Below are 18,444 nucleotides of genomic sequence, written 5' to 3'. Positions count from 1 at the left end.
AATGGCCCGTGTGCGGCGTCCCGACTGGCGGGACGGTCTGCTCAGCGACGGCGGCGTGCGACGAGCAGCACCCCGCCGCCGGTGAGCAGCAGGGCCGCGGCCGCCGCGGCGACCTGGGTGCCGGTGCCGGTGCGGGCCAGTTCCTCCGCGAAGGGGAACCGGTCCTCGCGGGGCGGGACGGAGGCGTCGGAGTCCGGCCGGGGTTCCGTCCCCGTGTCGGGCTCGGTGCCGGTGCCGGTGTCGGTGCCGGGGTCCGTCCCGACCTCCTCGGCGTCGATCCCGAACCGGTAGTCGTTCGACTGCCCGACCCAGTCGCCGTCGTCGTCGTGCCGTTGCACCACCGCGGCGTTGGCCGTGACGACGTTGGGCACGGCGTCCAAGGTGAGCATGAGCCGCACCTTCACGGTGACGGTTCCGCCCGGCTCGACGGTGAACCCGGCGAACTCGTCCTCCTCGTCGGCGAACGCCCCGACGAGTTCGTCCTCGCCGGTCTTCTCGAACCGCACGTCGTGGGCCCGCGCCCCCTCGAAGAACTCGAGGCGCGGCTGGGAGGGTTCCAGGGCCCGCTTGTCGTCGATGAGCACGACGACAGGGTGGATCCCGGTGCAGGTCCGGTCGGTCGTGTTGGTCAGGTCGACGTACCAGGTACCGAACCCGCCCCCCGCCGTGTAGGTGTCCGGCCCGCCGTGGATGCGGGTGGTGAGCGGGAAGGTGTGGTCGTCGGGCGCGGCACAGGAGGGCGCCGGGGCGTCCGCGTGCGCCGGGTGGGCACCGGGGAGCAGGGCGGCGGCCGCCGCTGCCGCCGCCAGGCAGAGATGAGCAGGCGTGCAGAGTCGCATGATGATGTGCCATTCCGGGCGGCGGGGATCGCGAGACGACTCCGACGCGAACGGCCCCCGAACGGCGGCGCGGATCCACCCGGTCGGCGGACAGACCGTGGCGACGGCCCAGGGCTTTCGCGCGCCGGAGGTCCAGGCCCGCGAGGGCGACGGCGGCGGCGTTGAGGACGGCGGCAACGACGGCGGTGAGGACGGCGTGGAGCACCGGCAGCGGGGCGAAGCCGCGGAGGCTCTTGTGCCCGGCCCGCGTCCCGACTCGGCCATCACCACGCCCGCAAACTGGCTGAGGTGCGCACCTTCCGCCCCACCTCAGCCATCACCACGCCCGCACATCAGCTGAACCGCGCACCAGCTCGGCGCTCAAGCACCTCCGCGCCCGAACACCGGCCCCAGCACCAGCTGCGCCGCCCCCACCGCCACGGCCCCGTCACCGCCGGTCGCGACGCGCACCGGCACCGCGTCCTGGCCCGTTCGCCGGGACCGGGCCTCCAGTACCGCGCCGACCCCCGCCGTGAAGGCCTCCGGCGCCGCGGCCACCGTGCGGCCGCCCAGCAGGACGACGTCGATGTCGAGCAGCCCCACGAGGTTCGCCGCCCCGGCTCCCAGCACCCGGGCCGCCTCGTCCAGATCGCCGCGCGCCACCGCGGCGAGGCACAGGGCCTCGACGCAGCCCCGGTTCCCGCAGGTGCAGGGCGGGCCGTCGAGCTGGATGACCTGGTGGCCGAACTCCCCGGCCCCGGTCCTGGCCCCGCGGTGCACGCTGCCGCCGATGACCAGCCCGGCCCCCAGTCCCGTGCCGAGGTGCAGGTAGGCGAAGGAGCCGCCCTCGCCCCCGGCGGCCAGGCCCAGCGCCGCGGCGTTGGTGTCCTTGTCGACCGCGACCGGCACCCCGAGCCGCTTCGCCAGCGCCTTGCGCAGCGGGAAGCCGTCCCACTCGGGGAATCCGGTCACCCGGTGCAGCACGCCCCGGGCATGATCGAGCGGCCCGGGCAACGCGACGCCCACCCCCAGCAGGACCGGATCGAGCCCGGCCAGTCCCGGCCGCGGGGCATCGGCAACCCCGGCAACTCCCGCCCGGAAGCCCTCGTCAGGCCCGGCCGGTCCCGGCCGTGCGTCCCTGTCGAGCCCGGCCGACCCCAACCGCGAGTCCCCGTCAAACCCGGCCGACCCCAACCGCGAGTCCCCGTCAAACCCGGCCGACCCCAACCGCGAGCCCCCACCAAGCCCGGCCGACCCCGACTGCGCACTCCCGTCAGGCTCGGCCTCCCCAGGCCGCAAGCCCCCGTCAAACCCAGCCAACCCCGGCCGCAAACCCCCACCAAGCCCAGCCGACCCCGACCGCAACTTCCCCTCAAGCCCAGCCGGCAGCACCCCTGCCACCGCCGCCCGCACCGCTTCCAGCACGGCCTCCGCCCCCGCCCCCAGATCCAGCGCGGCCCGGCGTTCCCCCACCACGGTCCCTCGCAGATCCACGAGCACGACCCGTACCTCGTCCCGGTCCAGATGGACCCCGACCGCGTGCCCGGCCTCCGGCACCAGCCGCAGCACCGTGCGCGGCTTGCCCCCGGTGGACGCCCGGCGGCCGGCCTCCGCCACGAGCCCGTTCTCCCGCAGCCGGGCCGTGATCTTGCTGACGGCCTGCGGGGTCAGACCGGTCCGCTCGGCGAGTTCGAGTCGGCTGATGCCCTCCTCCCCGGCCGTCCGCAACAGGTCGAGCACCAGCGCGGCGTTGTGGCTGCGCAGGGCGAGCAGATTGACCCCGCCGACCCCTGCCCCTGCCCCTGCCCCTGCCGTGCCGGCCGCCCCCGCGCCTCCCGTCCCGCGCATGCCGCCCACTCCGCCCGTACGGTCGTCCGCCCTCTTCACACCCCCATTGTCCCCGGCGCTTGCACTTTGGCAACAGCGTTGCGAAAGTGGGTGGCATGACTGGCACACCCCTCGGCACAGCCCCCGGCTCGCCCCTCCGCGTCGGCCTCGTCGGCTACGGCCTCGCCGGCTCCGTCTTCCACGCCCCGCTGATCGCCGCCACGGAGGGCCTCGCCCTCGACACGGTGGTCACCTCGAACCCGGAACGGCGGCAGCAGGCCCGCGCCGAGTTCCCGGGCGTCGGCCTCGCCGCCACTCCGGACGAGTTGTTCGACCGGGCCGCGGAGCTGGACCTGATCGTCGTGGCGTCCCCGAACAAGACGCACGTGCCGCTCGCGACAACCGCACTGAAGGCCGGCCTGCCGGTCGTGGTCGACAAACCTGTCGCGGGCACGGCGGCCGAGGCCCGCGAGCTCGCCGCCCTCGCCGAGGAGCGCGAACTACTCCTCTCCGTCTTCCAGAACCGCCGCTGGGACAACGACTTCCTCACCCTGCGCAAGCTGCTGAACGAGGGCGAGTTGGGCGACGTGTGGCGGTTCGAGTCCCGCTTCGAGCGGTGGCGTCCGAAGCCGAAGGGCGGCTGGCGGGAGTCCGGCGACCCCGCAGAGATCGGAGGTCTGCTCTACGACCTCGGCAGCCATGTCGTCGACCAGGCCCTGGTCCTGTTCGGCCCGGCGGCCTCCGTGTACGCGGAGACGGACATCCGCCGCCCGGGCGCCGCGACCGACGACGACACGTTCATCGCCATCACGCACACCGGCGGCGTCCGTTCCCACCTCTACGTCTCCGCGACGACCGCCCAGCTCGGCCCGCGCTTCCGCGTCCTGGGCTCGACCGCCGGTTACGTCAAGTACGGCCTCGATCCCCAGGAGGCGGCGCTCCGGGACGGTCTGCGTCCCGGCCCCGACTGGGGTGTTGAGCCCGAGTCGCTGTGGGGCCGCGTGGGCTCCGGCGAGTCCCCGGCGACCGGTGGCGGACGCGCCGAACCCACCCTCCCCGGCGACTACCCCGCTTACTATGCGGCCGTGGCGAAGGCCCTGCTGGAGGGCGCCCCGAATCCGGTGACCGCACGGGAGGCGGCCGCCGCCCTGGACGTACTGGAGGCCGCCCGTCGTTCGGCCCGCGAGAAGGTGACGGTGACCCTGTGACCCACAAGAGCAACCCCTCGCACAGCCAGGGGCTCACCCCGAAGTTCCACCCGGAGCTCACCCCGAGCCTGGAGGAGCTGGAGAAGCAGGAACGCCGGCTGGTGTTCCGCCAGTTCACGTACGACGACGCCTGGGCGCTCGGCTCGCTCCTCGTCGAGCTGGCCCGGGAGCGGCAGGCCCCGGTCGCCATCGACATCCACCGCGCCGGCCAGCAGCTCTTCCACGCGGCGCTGCCCGGCTCCACCCCGGACAACGACGCCTGGATCGCCCGCAAGCGCCGGGTGGTCGAGCGCTACGGCTCCGCCTCCTACCTGGTCGGCGCCCGCTTCCGCGCCAAGGGCAGCACGTTCGAGGAGTCCTCGCGCCTCGACCCCGGCACCTACGCCGCCCACGGCGGCTCCTTCCCGATCACCGTCGAGGGCGTGGGCGTGATCGGTGCGGTGACGGTGTCCGGGCTGCCGCAACTCCAGGACCACCGGCTCGTGGTCGAGGCCCTGGAGCGGTTCCAGGACCTCCAGGTCCCGCACCCGGAATGACCGGAGACTCCCTCCGGTTGGCACCTGCGTACGCGTGATCAAGCGCCGCGCCCCAACCGGAGGGATCCGCACCGATGACCACGGAGCCGTGGGTTCGCCGCCGCCTGATCATTCCAGCACAAGGCCCCGACAAGGACGCCTGGCCGGCGGGCACGATCTTCTCTTCGGCGCTCGTCGAGGAGTTGGACCGGCGACCTTCCTGAGCGGTCCGCTCCCTGACGTCACCGCCACGTGAGAGGCCCTCACCTCATGCGAGGTGAAGGCCTCGTTTCATGGGGGAGAGGCAGAGCGCCGCCCAGGACAGCGTGCACCTCCCCACCTCTCAGGCGTCCTTGAACTCCTGCCGCTGCCGCCCGAGCCCCTCGATCTCCAGCTCCACGACATCCCCGCTCCGCAGGAACGGCTTCGGCTCGGGCGCCCCCAGTGCCACGCCCGCCGGCGTACCGGTGTTGATCACATCGCCCGGGTACAGCGTCATGAACCGGCTGAGGTACCGCACGACCTCACCCACCGAGAAGATCTGCTCGGCCGTCGTCCCGTCCTGTTTCAACTCCCCGTTGACCCACAGCTTCAGGGACAGGTCCTGCGGATCCGGGACCTCGTCCGCCGTCACGAGCCACGGGCCCAGCGGGTTGAACGTCTCGCAGTTCTTCCCCTTGTCCCAGGTGCCGCCCCGCTCGATCTGGAACTCCCGCTCGGACACGTCGTGTGCCACCGCGTACCCGGCGACATGCGCGAGCCCCTCCTCCACGGACCCGAGGTACCGGGCCGTACGCCCGATGACGACGGCCAGCTCGACCTCCCAGTCGGTCTTGAGGGAGCGCCGCGGCACGAGGACCGTGTCGTGCGGCCCGACCACGGTGTCCGGGGCCTTCATGAAGACGACCGGCTCGGCGGGCGGCTCGGCGCCGGTCTCGCGCGCGTGGTCGTGGTAGTTCAGCCCGATGCAGACGATCTTGCCGATCCGCGCCAGCGGCGGCCCGACCCGCAGGCCGGTGGCGTCCAGGACGGGCAGGTCACCGGCGTCAGCGGCGGCCCGGACCCGGCCGAGCGCCTCCTCGTCGGCGAGCAGCGCGCCGTCGATGTCCGCGACGACAGCCGACAGGTCCCGCAGGGCCCCCTCGGCGTCGAGCAGCGCGGGCCGCTCCGCCCCCGCCGTACCGACTCGCAGCAGCTTCATGATCAGTCTCCCTCGATCGCGGGCGCCCGGCCGATGCGCGCGACCCGGGTGCGGCGGGCAGCCATCGGAGGACTGGTCGATCCTCCAAGCTGGCAGTGCACTCCGCAATACCCCGTTCACGTAATGGACCCCGGCCGCCCGGTCACCTGTACAGCACGGCCCGCTCGACGACACTCCACGTCGTACTGGTCACGACGTACAGCGCGGCGGCCAGCGGCACGACGGCCACGGTGACCAGCGTGAAGAACGACATGAACGGCATCACCTTGGCCACCGCCCCCAGCCCGGGCAGCTGCTCCCCGCCACCGCGGCCTGGGCGGCCGGGTTCGCGGCCGTCATGCGCCTGCCGAGCCGGTAGCCGAACGCGGCGACGCACGCGACGACCACGAACAGCCCGGCGTAGACGAGTCCGGCACCGCTGAGGACACCGCCCTGGAGCGCGTCCGTCCACCGCTCCCCGAGCGGCGCCGCGAACAGCTGGTGGCCGAGCAGCCCGTTGGCCTCGCCGCCGATCGTGTCGCTGGAGAACAGGTGGTAGAGCAGGAAGAACGCGGGAATCTGGAGCATCCCGGGCAGGCAGCCGGCCAGCGGCGACACCTTCTCCTCGGCGTGCAGCTCCAGCACGGCCTTCTGGAGCTTCTCGGGGTTCTTGCCGTGCCTCTTCCGCAGCTCGGCGATCCTCGGCTGGAGCGCGGTGCGGGACTTCTGGCCGCGGGCGGAGGCCCGGGACAGGGGGTGGACGAGGAGTCGTACGAGCGCGGTGAACAGGACGATCGCCGCGGCGGCGGCCGAGGCGCCGAACAGCGGCTGGAGCAGGTCGGCAAGGTGCTCGACCAGGGTGGCGAAGACAGACATGGGTGAGCCTTCCGGGGGTCTCGTCGTGCCGGAACGGAACATGGCGGCATGACGACCCGCGCGGGGTCACCCAGGTGTGGATACGCCCCTACGCGACGGTCGCCCGGAGGGCGTGACCGGGTGCCCGGGGCCGGGTACGCCCCCGGGCGTCGGGATCCCGCTGCGGCAGGAAGGCCGTACGCCGGTCCCGGTCGCGGATGGCCGTACGCACTCGTGTGCGCGGCACGGTGGGCGCGCAGCGGGAGGCGATGACGGCGCAGAGCGCGAGGGCGGACGAGGCGGCGGCGGTCGCGGCGAGCGCGACGGTGGCGGTGAGGCTGCCGGTGTCGAGCAGCGCCACCTCGACGAGCAGGAAGAGCAGCGCGAGGGCGGGACGCAGAGTCGCCCAGCTCCGGTTCATCGGCTGCCCCTCCCTCGTACGTGTGTCTGCCCCGTTGTTCGTTATACAGGATCACCCTGCCGAGCGGGCCCGCGACTTCGTACACGGGTTTGAGAAAGGTTCGTCAGAACTCTCGACAACCCACCCGCCACACCCGATGCTTCTCGTCACCCGACAACGGGCCCCCTTGCGACGCCGGGCCGGGGACCGGCGTGCGCCCTCATCTCCCTTACGGAGGAGCCGTGATCCGACGCAGAAGTCTGCTGGCCGCAGCAGGCGGAACGTTCCTCGGCAGCGCCCTGGCGACGGGCACCGCGCACGCGGACGCCACGATCGCCGTCAACCCGTCGACGACGTACGGCACCTGGGAGGGCTGGGGCACCTCCCTCGCCTGGTGGGCCAACGTCTTCGGCGCCCGGGACGACTTCGCCGACCTGTTCTTCACCACCAAGTCCGTCACGTACAACGGCCGTTCCCTGCCCGGCCTGGGCCTCAACATCGCCCGCTACAACCTCGGCGCGTGCAGCTGGAACAGCGTCGGCGGCGAGACGATGGTGAAGTCGCCCAACATCCCCGCCTTCAAGCAGATCGAGGGCTTCTGGCAGGACTGGAACAACGAGGACCCCACGTCCTCGGCGTGGAAGTGGACGGCGGACGCCAACCAGCGCGCGATGCTGGTGAAGGCCACGCAGCGCGGCGCGATCACCGAACTGTTCGCGAACTCGCCGATGTGGTGGATGTGCAGCAACCACAACCCCTCGGGCGCGTCGGGCGGCGGCAACAACCTCCAGACCTGGAACTACCGCCAGCACGCGAGCCACTTGGCGGCGACGGCCCTGTACGCGAAGAACCACTGGGGCGTGAACTTCGCGACGGTCGACCCCTTCAACGAGCCGGCCTCCACCTGGTGGACCGCGACCGGCACCCAGGAGGGCTGCCACATGGACCCGGCGGTCCAGGCCGCCGTCCTCCCCTATATGCGCAGCGAGCTGGACAAGCGCGGCCTCACGGCCCTGCGTGTCGCGGCCTCGGACGAGATGAACTACGACACGGCCCGCTCGACCTGGTCGTCCTTCAACTCCACCACCAAGGGCCTGGTCTCCCAGGTCAACGTGCACGGCTACCAGGGCTCGGGCGGCCGCCGCGACCTCCTCTACACGGACGTGGTCACCACCTCCCGCAAGAAGCTGTGGAACTCCGAGACGGGCGACAGCGACGGCACGGGCCTGACGATGGCCTCGAACCTCTGCCTCGACTTCCGCTGGCTGCACCCCACGGCCTGGTGCTACTGGCAGGTCATGGACCCGTCGAGCGGCTGGGCGATGATCGCCTACGACGCGAACACCCTCCAGCCGACCACCGTCCAGACCAAGCACTATGTAATGGCCCAGTTCAGCCGCCACATCCGCCCCGGCATGACGATCCTGGACACGGGCGTCGGCTACGCGGTGGCGGCGTACGACGCGACGGCCCGCCGCCTGGTGATCGTCGCGGTGAACACCTCCGCCTCCGCCCAGACCCTCACCTTCGACCTCTCCCGCTTCTCGACGGTGACGGGCGGCTCGGGCGGCCTGGTCCCCCGCTGGAACACGGTCACGACCGGCGGCGGCGACCTCTACACGGCCCGCTCGGACATCCGTCTGTCCGGCAAGTCCGTGGCCGTCCCCTTCGCGGCGAAGTCGGTCCAGACCCTCCAGATAGACGGCGTGACGCTCTAGATCGACGCCGGCCGGCGGTTCGGGACGAACCGTGCACCCCGGATGACGAGCGCGAGAGAAGCTCTGGATGCCCCCGATATCGGGTCTGGCCTGCACATCTCTCACGCTCGTCACCTCCCGGCAGTACGGTGTCCCCCATGCGCCCCGACACGCCTGCCGAAAACGTCGACCACACCGCCGAGGCGGCACGCCTGGAGCGGACCGCCGGCCTGTATCCCGAGGACGCCGAGGCCCTGCTGCTGCGGGCAGCGGCCCACCTGGAACTCTCCGGCGACCGCCCCAACGCGACCACGCTCTACGACCGCCTGCTGTCCTCCCCCAGCGGCCTGGAGAACCCCCACCTGGTACGGGCGCTCAAGGCCTCGAACCTCTGGGAGTACGGCCACGAGGCCGAGGCCCGCGCGATCATCGAGGGCGTCCGGGTGGCGTCCCCCGAGGACCCGGCCCCCTGGGTGATCGTCGCGGAGTCCCTGGAGTCCCACGACGAACTGGAAGCGGCCCACGAGACGTTCACGGAGGCCGTACGGCGCCTCCTGACGGACGTCCCGGAGCCGCCCTACGCCACCCACCCGCTCCTCTTCGGCCGCCACCGCGTACGCCGCATGCTGGGCAAGTCCCACGACGAGTGGGACGCCCTGGCGGACTCGGTCCACTCCCTCCCGATCACCCTGGACGAACTCCACGACCCCAAGCGCGTGTGGTCCCTGGGCTCGGAGAACCCCGCGGAACTGGAGGCGGAGATCCTCCGCCTCCGAGCGGAACTGGGCGCGTACCGGGAAGCCCTCTCCCGCCCCTTCCCGGTGGCGATCCTGCACTGGCCGGCGACGGAACTCTCGGAACTCCTGGAGGAGTACCCGACGCTCTCATCGGAGTACCCGACCCACGAGGAACACCTCGCGACCATAGAGACGGCCCTGCGCGAACTGTCCTCCTCCGGCACCCCGAACCTGGGCATCGTCACAGGCACGGTTCCGTCCTACGAGGCCTTCGCAGCCTCTGAACTCTCCTCCCCCAACGACGCGACACTCCTCCCCCAGTACGCGACGACACTGGCGGCACGGGGACGGGCGGTGGCTTGGCCGCCGCAGCGGGGGGCGGCTTGCTGGTGTGGGTCGGGGCAGGCGTACGGCCAGTGCCACGGCAGCACTGCCTGACAAGGGGAGCCCACCGGCAGGGCGCCGCTGAGCCGACCCGGCGTGCGCGGAACGCTGACGCGCGCCGTCACGCCGGGTCGGCTGCGCAGCGCACGGCGGCGCTCCCCACTCTGACCCCCGCTCCCCCGGGCCGCCCGCTCGCTTCTCTCCCGCGCTGGAGCGCCCCGGGTCAAGGGTGGCCCGCAGGGCCATCGGCGCCGGCCGAGGCGGAACGCAGCGCAGCGGAGTGCAGCGGAGTGCAGCGGAGTGCAGCGGAGTGCAGCGCCCTCGAGGCGGGGCGCGGAGGCACGACACTGGCCAGGAAGCGGGCGGCCTCTATGGCAACCACGTGTCGCCAGGGTTCCTGCGCCGCATGGTCAGACCCCTCCGGCCAGATCCCACAAGACGGCTGTGGGAGAGCCCGCCCAACCCTCGCCCTCAGTCCTCCAGATCGACGCGATGCCGTGTTCCTCTAGATATTCGGCGTAGTGCCCTATGTCTTCCGTGAAGAGGGCCACGAGGTGCGGCTTCGGCTCGCCGCGCTTCTGGTGCCAGTAATAGCTGTACTCGTAAAGCTGCCCCACGGCCTCACGGACGGCCTGGGTCGCGTTTCCCTTCTTGACTGCCTTGCCCTCCACAAGCCAGGAGCGCTGCTGATCCACAGCGGGACGACGCAGGACTAGGTCCCTGGGATACATCCCTAGCGTGATCGGCTGAAACCCACGCATGACAACGTGAAGGCCGAAGTCCTTAATGAGCTCTTCGTGGTGCCGTCCCCTGCGCCGGCGGCCGCCCTTGATCTGGACGTAGTAGTCGCTACTGTCGTTCGGGCGAAAGCCGTCGAGGGGGTCATCGGCGGGGAGAGGGAGATGGCCCTCACCTTCGTAGACAATGGGCTCGTTTTCCGAAGGCTGCTGGAGCCAGACGCGATGGCTGGCGGCAGCGTCGCGGAGAAGCAGCGATGCCACATGGAGATCCTCTGCGAGGACCTTCTCCACTGGCATGCTCGCAGCCTCGTACCGCCGTGCTGCCACGCTCGCGGCCTCGTAGGCACGGGGGCGTTCGAGCTTGGAGCTGAAGACCGGCGTGTGAGCCCACTGCGCGGCCAGCTCGGGTTCCATACCCGCCCTGAGGTGCCTTGCTCGCCGCTTCAGTTCCCTCAGCCGGTCGCCGAGCTTGGGGTATGCGTCCGAAAGCTTTGTGACGCCCTGCTGCAACGTGAGGGTCACGTAGGTCTGGGTCGTGTCGAAGATGTAGGCGAGGTACAGACCCTCCTGGGCCTGCGTATTGATCGACTCGCCGAACACGCCGATCCACGGCGTACTGCTCGCAGACCCCTTCCCTCCGTACCCCGACGCGACGAAGCCGTGAGGTAAGGGCAGGTCGGGCATCCTCTCGACCTCCCGAAGGAGGTCTTGTGCTGATACACCGCTGGCCGTACCGGCCTTGGGGTCGTAGGTCTCCGCTATGCGTATGAGCAGGTCACGTAAGTGCACGTCCAAAACGTAACTCGATACGATCAGTCATGTCTTCGAAAGGATCGCCATCGCGCCGGCCGACGACCGATACTGTCCGGCACAGGACCCTTCTTGCTCACTCCCGGGGCCCTGTCAGTGCCTCTTGATAGAACAGCCTCGTCGATCGACACGATCAATCGGGGGAGCCTGCCTGTGTCTGAGAGCCGCGCCCACGTCTCTGCCCCAGCCGATGGACTGTACGAGCAGTTGATCACGCTCCGCTTTGAGCAGCAGCTGAAGGAGCTGGCCAGCCTCGGTTGGCACCCCATCAGCGAGTCCGTGGGGCCTGAATCTGTGGCGCACGTCCTAGCGCGACACATCGGGGGGACGGTTCGGCAGGTGTTGCAGAACCTTCCGGCAGAGGAGCGGGTCTACGCGGCGAACCACATCTTGGAGTCCCTCAGCACACTGCATGGGGCCAAGGAGTGGGTGGACTTGATCGGCGACGGACCGCGCCAACTCCTCGCGCTCACCCGGCAAGAAGCACCCGGTGTCTTCGCCGTCCGCCCGGGCATCCCGCTCTCCGAGGCTGCTCTGATCACCAACTCGCCGGAAGATCCGAGCCTCGGCTTCGAACTGCGCGCGGAACTCGCTACCGCCGACCGCGTGGACCTGCTGTGCGCCTTCGTGAAGTGGCATGGGCTGCGGATCATTGAGCAATCGCTGAAGGCAGCCCATGCACGAGGAGTGCCGGTACGGGTCATCACGACGACCTACATCGGCGCAACCGAGCGGCGCGCGTTGGATCGGCTCGTGGAAGAGTTCAACGCGCAGGTCAAGGTCAACTACGAGACCCGCTCGACGCGGTTGCACGCCAAGGCGTGGCTGTTTCGCCGCAAGAGCGGATACGACACGGCATACGTGGGGAGTTCCAACCTGTCCAAGGCAGCGCTTCTCGATGGCCTGGAGTGGAACGTCCGACTCTCGTCGATCGCCACGCCTGACGTGATGCGCAAGTTCGAGGCCACCTTCGACGCCTACTGGAGCGACCCGTCCTTCGAGACATACGACCCTAAGGCCGATGGCGAACGCCTTCAGGAAGCCCTGGCGATCGCGGGCGGGACGTCATCGCCGCCCGCGGCTCAGCGCGGGATCACCTTGTCAGGGCTGGAGGTGCGACCGTACCCCCACCAGCGCGACATGCTGGAGCGGCTCGAAGTCGAGCGGGCGGTGCACAACAGGCACCGGAACCTGCTGGTGGCAGCCACAGGCACGGGCAAGACCGTGATGGCAGCGCTCGACTACAAGCAACTGCGTAAGAAGCATGGCCGTGACCTGCGGCTCCTCTTCGTTGCCCACCGCAAGGAAATCCTCGATCAGTCGATGAGGACGTACCAAGACGTCTTGGTGGACGCGAACTTCGGCGAATCGCTCCACAGCGGCGAAATCCCAGAGCGTTGGTCGCACGTCTTCGCCAGCGTGCAGTCGCTGAGCGCCAAGGCCCTCGACCGTCTCACTCCGGATCACTTCGATGTGATCGTCATCGACGAGTTCCACCACGGAACATCACCGACGTATCGCAAGATCCTCGATCATTTCCAGCCGTCGGAGCTTCTAGGGCTCACCGCCACGCCAGAGCGCATGGACGGCAAGAACATTCAGGACGAGTTCTTTGACGGCCGGATCGCAGCCGAAATGCGCCTGTGGGAGGCGCTCGAAAATGATCTACTGAGCCCCTTCCATTACTTCGGCATCAGCGACTCCACAGACCTCAGCACGGTGGAGTGGAAGCGCGGAACGTATGACCCGACTGCACTGAGCAATGTGTTGTCAAGCAACTCCAGACGTGCCCGGCTGGTGGTGAAGGCCGTTCGGGAAAAGCTGTCCGATCCCCACAGCATGCGTGCGTTGGGCTTCTGTGTGTCAGTAGCCCATGCCCACTTCATGGCTGAGGTCTTCCGAACGGCCGGCCTTGAGGCCATCGCCCTGTCTGGGGAGACGCCGGCCGAGCAGCGCAAGCAGGCGCTGAATGACCTGGCATTGGGCAGGCTCCAGGTGATCTTCTCGGTCGACCTTTTCAACGAAGGTCTCGACATCCCAGACGTAGACACACTGCTGCTTCTGCGCCCCACGTCCAGCGCCACGGTGTTCTTGCAGCAGCTCGGCCGCGGGCTCCGCCGGTCTGAAGGCAAGGCGGTGCTCACCGTGCTGGACTTCATCGGACAGCATCGCAAGGAATTCCGTTTCGAGAACCAGTTTCGCGCGCTCACCAACCTGACGCGTAAACGGCTACTCGACCACATCGAGCACGACTTCCCCCAGCTCCCCTCCGGCTGCCAGATCATCCTTGAAGAGAAAGCGAAGAAGGCGATCATCGCCAACATCAAGGACCAGATCGGTGTCAATGTCACTGCACTAGCGCGCGAAGTTGCGGACTATGCAGAACTGATACTTAGCCGCTTTCTAGAAGAGAGCGGCCGTGAACTGAAGGAGCTCTACCGAGGAAACGGCAACTCCTGGACTGGGCTCCTACGCCGCGCAGGACTCCTAAAGGGCGAGGCGCCTGAAGGCGAAGCAGCGCTTCTCAAACGCATCCCTGCGTTTCTGCACGTCGACGATCCAATGCGTGTAGCCGCATACACCCGAATGTTGGAAGATGACGCGCCTGCTTATAGCGAGCTCGATGAGCAGGGACGGGCGTATGCCCGCATGCTCTTCTTCCAGCTCTGGCCTCTCGGCGGTGTGACCCGCAAGGGCTTCGCCAGCTACGACTCCGGATTCGCGGCGCTGCGCAAACAGCAGGCCGTGCGGCGTGAACTCCGCCAGGTGTTGGCGTACAACCTCGCCCACACGGAGCACGTCCCGATTCCACTACTCGGCATCGGGGACGAGGCGGGGCTCCCACTGACCGTCCACGCCTCATACAGCCGCGAAGAGATCTTGCCTGCTCTGGGTCAGTCCGCCATCGGCGGTTTCATGCCCGGCGATTTCCGCGAGGGCGTGAAGTGGTGCGAGTCCTTGAAGACCGACGCCCTCCTCATCACCCTGGAGAAGGATGAGAAGGACTTCTCCCCTCAGACCCGTTACCACGACTATGCCCTCAGCGAGACCCGCTTCCACTGGGAGTCCCAAAACCAGATCTCGGAGACCTCTCCCACAGGCCTGCGGTACCAAAGCCACGCCACTCGTGGCAGCCACGTCCTGCTCTTCGTTCGTCGCTACAGGAGCACAGACATCGGCGGCGCCCAACCATGGATGCTGCTCGGCCCTGCCGACTATGTGGAGCACACAGGCAGCAAGCCGATGGCCATCACATGGCAGTTGAAGCACTCGATTCCGGCCGATGTCTGGACGTACTCAGCAATCGCCGGGTGATGCCTCACAGCCCCTGATGCGGGGCAGCGTGCTCAGCCTCGAATCGCATCTGCGCGCGGTCGAGCATGTCGTCCGCATCACGACCGTGAGCTCGGAACCAGTGGAGGAAATCGGTGATCGCCGCGATCACCATCTCTTCCGCCACGGTCGAGGTCAATCTGCTCGGGCCCACTCTGTGCCGGGGCTGCGCAGCGGCGGCGTAGTGGCGCATCAAGGCCTCGGCCCGCATCACGCTGGAGGCCTGCACGTGCCCGTCGGCCGTGGCGAGCCGTGTCGGCAGCTCACACCACGTGATCTTGCGATCCGGTCGCAGCAGTACGCCCCAGCGGTCGGCGACCGCGTCCACGAGAGCCATCCCTCGCCCCTCCTCGGCGTCCGCCTCCGCGTCGCGGAGAGTGGGAAGGGCACGCGTGTCAGGATCGTGCACCTCGATACGCAGGTGCTTATTCTTCATGGAGACGGCCAGTGTTGCGGGGGTGCCGAGTCCCACGTGAGTGATGACGTTGGAGACCAGCTCACTGACGCACAGTTGAGCTTCGTCGACCAGGTGCTGCAACCCCCAGACCCCCAGGTGCAGCCGCATGATCCGGCGTAGGGCCGCCACTTCCGCAGGCTCGGCCATGAAGGCGATGTCCCATGGTTTGCGTGGCATGCAGGCTTCCTGACTCACGCGGACCCCTTTCATCGCGGTTCACACCGCATCGACAGCGCAACGTCACGGACAATCACGTTGAGTTGCGTCGGTGACCAGAGTGCGGGGAACGCATCCCGTTCTGCAATGTGCAGGAAGGGATTCCCACTTCCGAGTGATTGGCAAGCACAACCCTTGGCGCGAGACTGAACGCTCGCTACTGGAAGGAGGGTTGAGATGGCCGGATCGCCCACGGCACGCCGACGGCGCCTCTCGATCGAGCTGAAGAAACTGCGGGAGAAGAGCGCCCTCACCTGCGCTCAGGTCGGCGAGGCCCTGGATTGGAGTGGCTCCAAGGTCAACCGGATGGAAACGGGCAGCGGACGCGTTCAGCCCTCGGACATCGACGCCCTGTGCCGCTTCTACGACACGAGCGACGAACTGCGTGAGTTCCTCAAGTCACTGGCGCGGCAGGCGAAAGTGCGAGGCTGGTGGCAGGTCCACGGCGCCGGCGTGCCCGAGTGGTTCAACATCTACATCGGCCTGGAGCAGGACGCTTCGACCTTTCGCCAGTACCAGTGCGAAGTGGTGCCCGGCCTCATGCAGACCGAGGTGTACGCGTCCGAGCTTCACAAGGCTGGGGCACACATGTCCGTAGAGGACATCGCGAAAGCGGTACGTGTGCGCATGGAACGCCAAGCCATGCTGCGGCAGGCGGAGTCTCCGGACGCCTGGTTCATCGTGAACGAGGGCGCTCTGCGCCACGTCATCGGTGATCGCGCCTTGATGCGCGAGCAGTTGGAACGAGTTTTGGAGACGGCCGATCTGCCGACTGTGACGCTGCAGGTGCTCCCCTTCGACTCAGGGACCCGTCCGACCACCGGTTCGTTCACCATGCTGGGCTTTCCGGCCCCTGAGGACCCGGACATCGTGTACCGGGATGGCGTTACGGATGCCGTGTACCTGGAGGGCGAGCATCATGTACGTGAGTACACGAGGGCGTTCGACGGCCTGCGAGCGGCAGCCTTGAGCCCTCAGCGCTCGGCCCTGTTGATCGAGTCGATCTTGAAGGACACGTAGTGATATTTCCTGAGTTCGATGCCAGCAACCGTCTCCTGTGGTTCCGGTCGTCCTACAGCAACGGTGCCGGAGGCGAGTGCGTCGAATGCGCGCTCACGAGTCATGGCGCTCTTGTTCGCGACTCAAAAAGGGTGGAGGCGAATGTGATTGCTGTGAGCGGCGACGCGTGGCGCTTCTTCATCCAGACCACAAAGCGCGTCAGCACGAGGCCCTGACCAGGACGAAACCTAGCTCAACCCCTTCTCGAACCGATACTGCTCGACCAGTTCCTCCCACTCCCCGGCCTCGCCCTCGCTCACAGCAACGGCCCGCGTCTCTCCCACGAGCATGCGCACCCGGTCCGCCACCCGCATGGCCCGGTCGCTGGACGTATACACGCCCAGGACGAGGGTGGTGGAGGCGTCGGTGTCCTCGCCGGCGAGGGTGAGGCTCCAGGGGACCTCGCACGGCGGGGCGTGGTCGGGGTCCGGGCACAGGAGGCGTTCGATCGGGGCTTGGAGTGCGAGAGCCTCTTGCGAGGTCGGACAGCCGTGGATCCGGATCTCGTACACCCTTGGTTCGTCTTCGACCATGGGCACTCGCCCTTCCTGGTTCAAGCTCAGCCGCGCCTCCATCAGCCCCGTTCCCCCCGTTCGATGCAAAGCTCGTTGCCCTCCGGGTCCGCCATTACGACCCAGCCTCGGCCGTTCGGGAGGGTGCGGTCCGTGAGGACGTGGGCGCCCAGGGACACGGCGGGTTCGACCTCCTCGGCGCGAGTGCGGCCCGTGGGGCCCAAGTCGAAATGGATGCGGTTCTTCGTCGCTTTGGCCTCCTCGACTCTGACGAAGAGGAGGCCGGGCGCGCCGTCCGGGAGTTCCACCAGGACCTCGTCGTCCCCGGGCTTGTCGATGTCGGAGATCGGGTGGCCCAGGAACTCGGCCCAGAAGCGGGCCAGTTCGTAGGGCTCACCCGTGCAGTCGAAGGTGATGTGGCGGATGGTGGGGTTGGGATTGGGATGGGGATTCGGGCTGGGGTGCAACGGTTGTCTCCTCACTTGTCCGGCGTGCCGATGGCGCTTCGCAGGATGCGTGGGGAGAACGGGGGCTGTCGAACCATTTGGCGTCCTCGGGCAGTCAGTCGGAGGACTCCAGCCACAGCATGCGAAGCTCCGGGGCCTCCGGTCCGGCCGCGCCGCGCACCAGCAGGGTCAGGCCGGACCAGCCCGGCGGGATCCAGAGGACGTTCGCGTCCCCTCCTGAGAAGTCCGGCCGGTCGCCGGCCCAGACCCGGCCCACGCACTCCCCGCCCGCCCAACCGGAAACCCGGATCTGTGTGCCGTCCGGGCGCAGGAGGAGGCCATCGTGGGATGGCGGCAGATCGACGTCCAGCCATGCCTCCTCCCCCGGTGCGAGGGACAGCGGCAGCAGGACCTCCACCTCCTGCCGGGGTGCGGCTTCGGTGGCGAAGCCGGTCAGCAGGTCGTCGTCCTGTGCGGAACACGTCCAGTCCGTCACCGGGTCCAGGCCGAGCAGTTCGGCACGGAGGCCGTCGCCGCTGGGGTGGTGCGGCAGCGTGACCGAGATGCGGTGGGTGCCCGCGGGCAGCAATATCCACGGGTTCTCAGCGTGGAGGGTGAGCGGCTCGCCGTCGGTCACAGTGACCCGCACCGGCTCGACCACCCCCTTGAGATGCAGAGCCGCCGCGGTGTCCGACCGGATCTCGCGGGTGTAGGTGACGCGGACGCCGACGCGGGTGCTGCTCCAGCCGCCGAGTTCGCGCAGGGGTGCCGGGCGGCCCGCCCAGTGGCCGTGCACCGACCACAGCGCCGACACGTCCGTCGTCTCCCGGACCGTCCACAGCGTGCCGAGCCCGCGCAGTGCGCCGAGGCGGAGGGCCGGCAGGCGCGCGTCGTCGAAGTTCGCGTGGCCCCAGATCTCCACGATCGCCTCGACGTCGACGGAACCGGTCGCTTCCCGAACGTCGATCCGCCGGGTGGCCCCGAAGCCGGCGATCGTCGGGCGCGCCCGGCCGTCGATCGTCAGGTCGACGATGTCCGCCGCCCCGACGAGCAGCAGCTCGTCGACACCCGTGAGATCCGTCGTGGTCCGGTAGGCCCCACGGCCCCGGTACACGCCGAGCGACTCCAGCGTCGGCGGCAGCTCGTGCCGACCGGTCGCGCGACGACCCCGCAGAAGACGTCCGACGACAAGATCGTCGTCGCGTACATGAGCGGCAGCAGCGACCGCGCCAAGTGCAACCAGCTCCAGG

The 18,444-nt window shown here is 69.0% G+C and carries 18 protein-coding genes and 1 pseudogene; 9 read left to right on the top strand and 10 right to left on the bottom strand.

Features of this window, described 5'->3' with window-relative positions; all coding sequences use genetic code 11:
- Window positions 1–41: 41 nt before the first annotated feature.
- Window positions 42–839 (bottom strand): LPXTG cell wall anchor domain-containing protein, encoded by a 798-nt coding sequence (locus ABZ281_RS03060; protein ID WP_356651518.1) that lies wholly within the window; start codon window positions 837–839, stop codon window positions 42–44.
- Between ABZ281_RS03060 and ABZ281_RS03055 the strand changes: the two genes are divergently transcribed.
- Window positions 826–1,179, top strand: a complete 354-nt coding sequence (locus ABZ281_RS03055) for a hypothetical protein (protein WP_356651516.1) — start codon at window positions 826–828, stop codon at window positions 1,177–1,179. The two genes, ABZ281_RS03060 and ABZ281_RS03055, sit on opposite strands and share 14 nt — an antisense overlap.
- A gap of 20 nt (window positions 1,180–1,199) precedes the next feature.
- On the opposite strand, the gene ABZ281_RS03050 is transcribed toward ABZ281_RS03055, so the two are convergent.
- On the bottom strand, window positions 1,200–2,666 hold the full coding sequence (locus ABZ281_RS03050; RefSeq protein WP_356651538.1) for an ROK family transcriptional regulator: 1,467 nt from the start codon (window positions 2,664–2,666) through the stop codon (window positions 1,200–1,202).
- Window positions 2,667–2,761: 95 nt separating this feature from the next.
- On the opposite strand from ABZ281_RS03050, the gene ABZ281_RS03045 reads away from it, so the two are divergent.
- From ABZ281_RS03045 to ABZ281_RS03035, 3 genes are all read left to right on the top strand, one after another.
- Window positions 2,762–3,853 carry a Gfo/Idh/MocA family oxidoreductase gene (locus ABZ281_RS03045; protein ID WP_356651514.1) on the top strand — a complete coding sequence of 364 codons (1,092 nt, stop codon included), beginning with the start codon at window positions 2,762–2,764 and terminating at the stop codon, window positions 3,851–3,853.
- Entirely contained in the window at window positions 3,850–4,389 is a 540-nt protein-coding gene (locus ABZ281_RS03040) for a heme-degrading domain-containing protein (RefSeq protein WP_306925775.1), read from the top strand. The genes ABZ281_RS03045 and ABZ281_RS03040 overlap by 4 nt, the downstream gene beginning before the upstream one ends.
- Window positions 4,390–4,463: 74 nt before the next feature.
- Window positions 4,464–4,592, top strand: a complete 129-nt coding sequence (locus tag ABZ281_RS03035; protein WP_356651511.1) for a hypothetical protein — start codon at window positions 4,464–4,466, stop codon at window positions 4,590–4,592.
- Window positions 4,593–4,711: 119 nt separating this feature from the next.
- Here the strand turns inward: ABZ281_RS03035 and ABZ281_RS03030 are convergent, their stop codons facing one another.
- From ABZ281_RS03030 to ABZ281_RS03020, 3 genes and pseudogenes are all read right to left on the bottom strand, one after another.
- Window positions 4,712–5,569 (bottom strand): fumarylacetoacetate hydrolase family protein, encoded by an 858-nt coding sequence (locus tag ABZ281_RS03030; protein WP_356651509.1) that lies wholly within the window; start codon window positions 5,567–5,569, stop codon window positions 4,712–4,714.
- Between the two features lie 142 nt (window positions 5,570–5,711).
- Window positions 5,712–6,424 (bottom strand): annotated as a pseudogene (locus ABZ281_RS03025) (YidC/Oxa1 family membrane protein insertase).
- Between the two features lie 88 nt (window positions 6,425–6,512).
- On the bottom strand, window positions 6,513–6,824 hold the full coding sequence (locus ABZ281_RS03020) for a DUF6412 domain-containing protein (protein WP_031107255.1): 312 nt from the start codon (window positions 6,822–6,824) through the stop codon (window positions 6,513–6,515).
- 221 nt (window positions 6,825–7,045) lie between these two features.
- Between ABZ281_RS03020 and ABZ281_RS03015 the strand changes: the two genes are divergently transcribed.
- On the top strand, window positions 7,046–8,521 hold the full coding sequence (locus ABZ281_RS03015) for a beta-1,6-galactanase (protein ID WP_356651507.1): 1,476 nt from the start codon (window positions 7,046–7,048) through the stop codon (window positions 8,519–8,521).
- 137 nt (window positions 8,522–8,658) lie between these two features.
- The gene (locus ABZ281_RS03010) at window positions 8,659–9,675 is read left to right on the top strand and encodes an SEC-C metal-binding domain-containing protein (RefSeq protein WP_356651505.1); all 1,017 of its coding nucleotides are present in this window, start codon (window positions 8,659–8,661) and stop codon (window positions 9,673–9,675) included.
- A gap of 356 nt (window positions 9,676–10,031) precedes the next feature.
- On the opposite strand, the gene ABZ281_RS03005 is transcribed toward ABZ281_RS03010, so the two are convergent.
- Entirely contained in the window at window positions 10,032–11,150 is a 1,119-nt protein-coding gene (locus ABZ281_RS03005) for a DUF3578 domain-containing protein (protein ID WP_356651503.1), read from the bottom strand.
- Window positions 11,151–11,324: 174 nt separating this feature from the next.
- On the opposite strand from ABZ281_RS03005, the gene ABZ281_RS03000 reads away from it, so the two are divergent.
- Window positions 11,325–14,486 (top strand): DUF3427 domain-containing protein, encoded by a 3,162-nt coding sequence (locus ABZ281_RS03000; protein WP_356651501.1) that lies wholly within the window; start codon window positions 11,325–11,327, stop codon window positions 14,484–14,486.
- A gap of 4 nt (window positions 14,487–14,490) precedes the next feature.
- Here the strand turns inward: ABZ281_RS03000 and ABZ281_RS02995 are convergent, their stop codons facing one another.
- Window positions 14,491–15,156, bottom strand: a complete 666-nt coding sequence (locus ABZ281_RS02995) for an ATP-binding protein (RefSeq protein WP_356651499.1) — start codon at window positions 15,154–15,156, stop codon at window positions 14,491–14,493.
- A 198-nt stretch (window positions 15,157–15,354) separates the two neighbouring features.
- Here ABZ281_RS02995 and ABZ281_RS02990 point away from each other — a divergent pair, with 198 nt between their 5' ends.
- Complete coding sequence (locus ABZ281_RS02990) at window positions 15,355–16,197, top strand: helix-turn-helix transcriptional regulator (RefSeq protein ID WP_356651497.1); 843 nt, start codon at window positions 15,355–15,357, stop codon at window positions 16,195–16,197.
- A 2-nt stretch (window positions 16,198–16,199) separates the two neighbouring features.
- Window positions 16,200–16,412, top strand: a complete 213-nt coding sequence (locus tag ABZ281_RS02985) for a DUF397 domain-containing protein (RefSeq protein WP_356651536.1) — start codon at window positions 16,200–16,202, stop codon at window positions 16,410–16,412.
- Window positions 16,413–16,424: 12 nt separating this feature from the next.
- Here the strand turns inward: ABZ281_RS02985 and ABZ281_RS02980 are convergent, their stop codons facing one another.
- The 3 genes from ABZ281_RS02980 to ABZ281_RS02970 all read right to left on the bottom strand — a co-directional run bounded on the left by ABZ281_RS02980 (window position 16,425) and on the right by ABZ281_RS02970 (window position 18,308).
- On the bottom strand, window positions 16,425–16,775 hold the full coding sequence (locus ABZ281_RS02980) for a hypothetical protein (protein WP_356651495.1): 351 nt from the start codon (window positions 16,773–16,775) through the stop codon (window positions 16,425–16,427).
- Window positions 16,776–16,810: 35 nt separating this feature from the next.
- Complete coding sequence (locus ABZ281_RS02975) at window positions 16,811–17,215, bottom strand: VOC family protein (protein ID WP_356651493.1); 405 nt, start codon at window positions 17,213–17,215, stop codon at window positions 16,811–16,813.
- A gap of 94 nt (window positions 17,216–17,309) precedes the next feature.
- Complete coding sequence (locus ABZ281_RS02970; RefSeq protein WP_356651491.1) at window positions 17,310–18,308, bottom strand: hypothetical protein; 999 nt, start codon at window positions 18,306–18,308, stop codon at window positions 17,310–17,312.
- Window positions 18,309–18,444: the final 136 nt, after the last annotated feature.

This window comes from Streptomyces sp. NPDC006265 (assembly GCF_040613555.1).
GTDB lineage: Bacteria > Actinomycetota > Actinomycetes > Streptomycetales > Streptomycetaceae > Streptomyces.
This window is presented reverse-complemented; position numbering and strand designations above follow the sequence as displayed.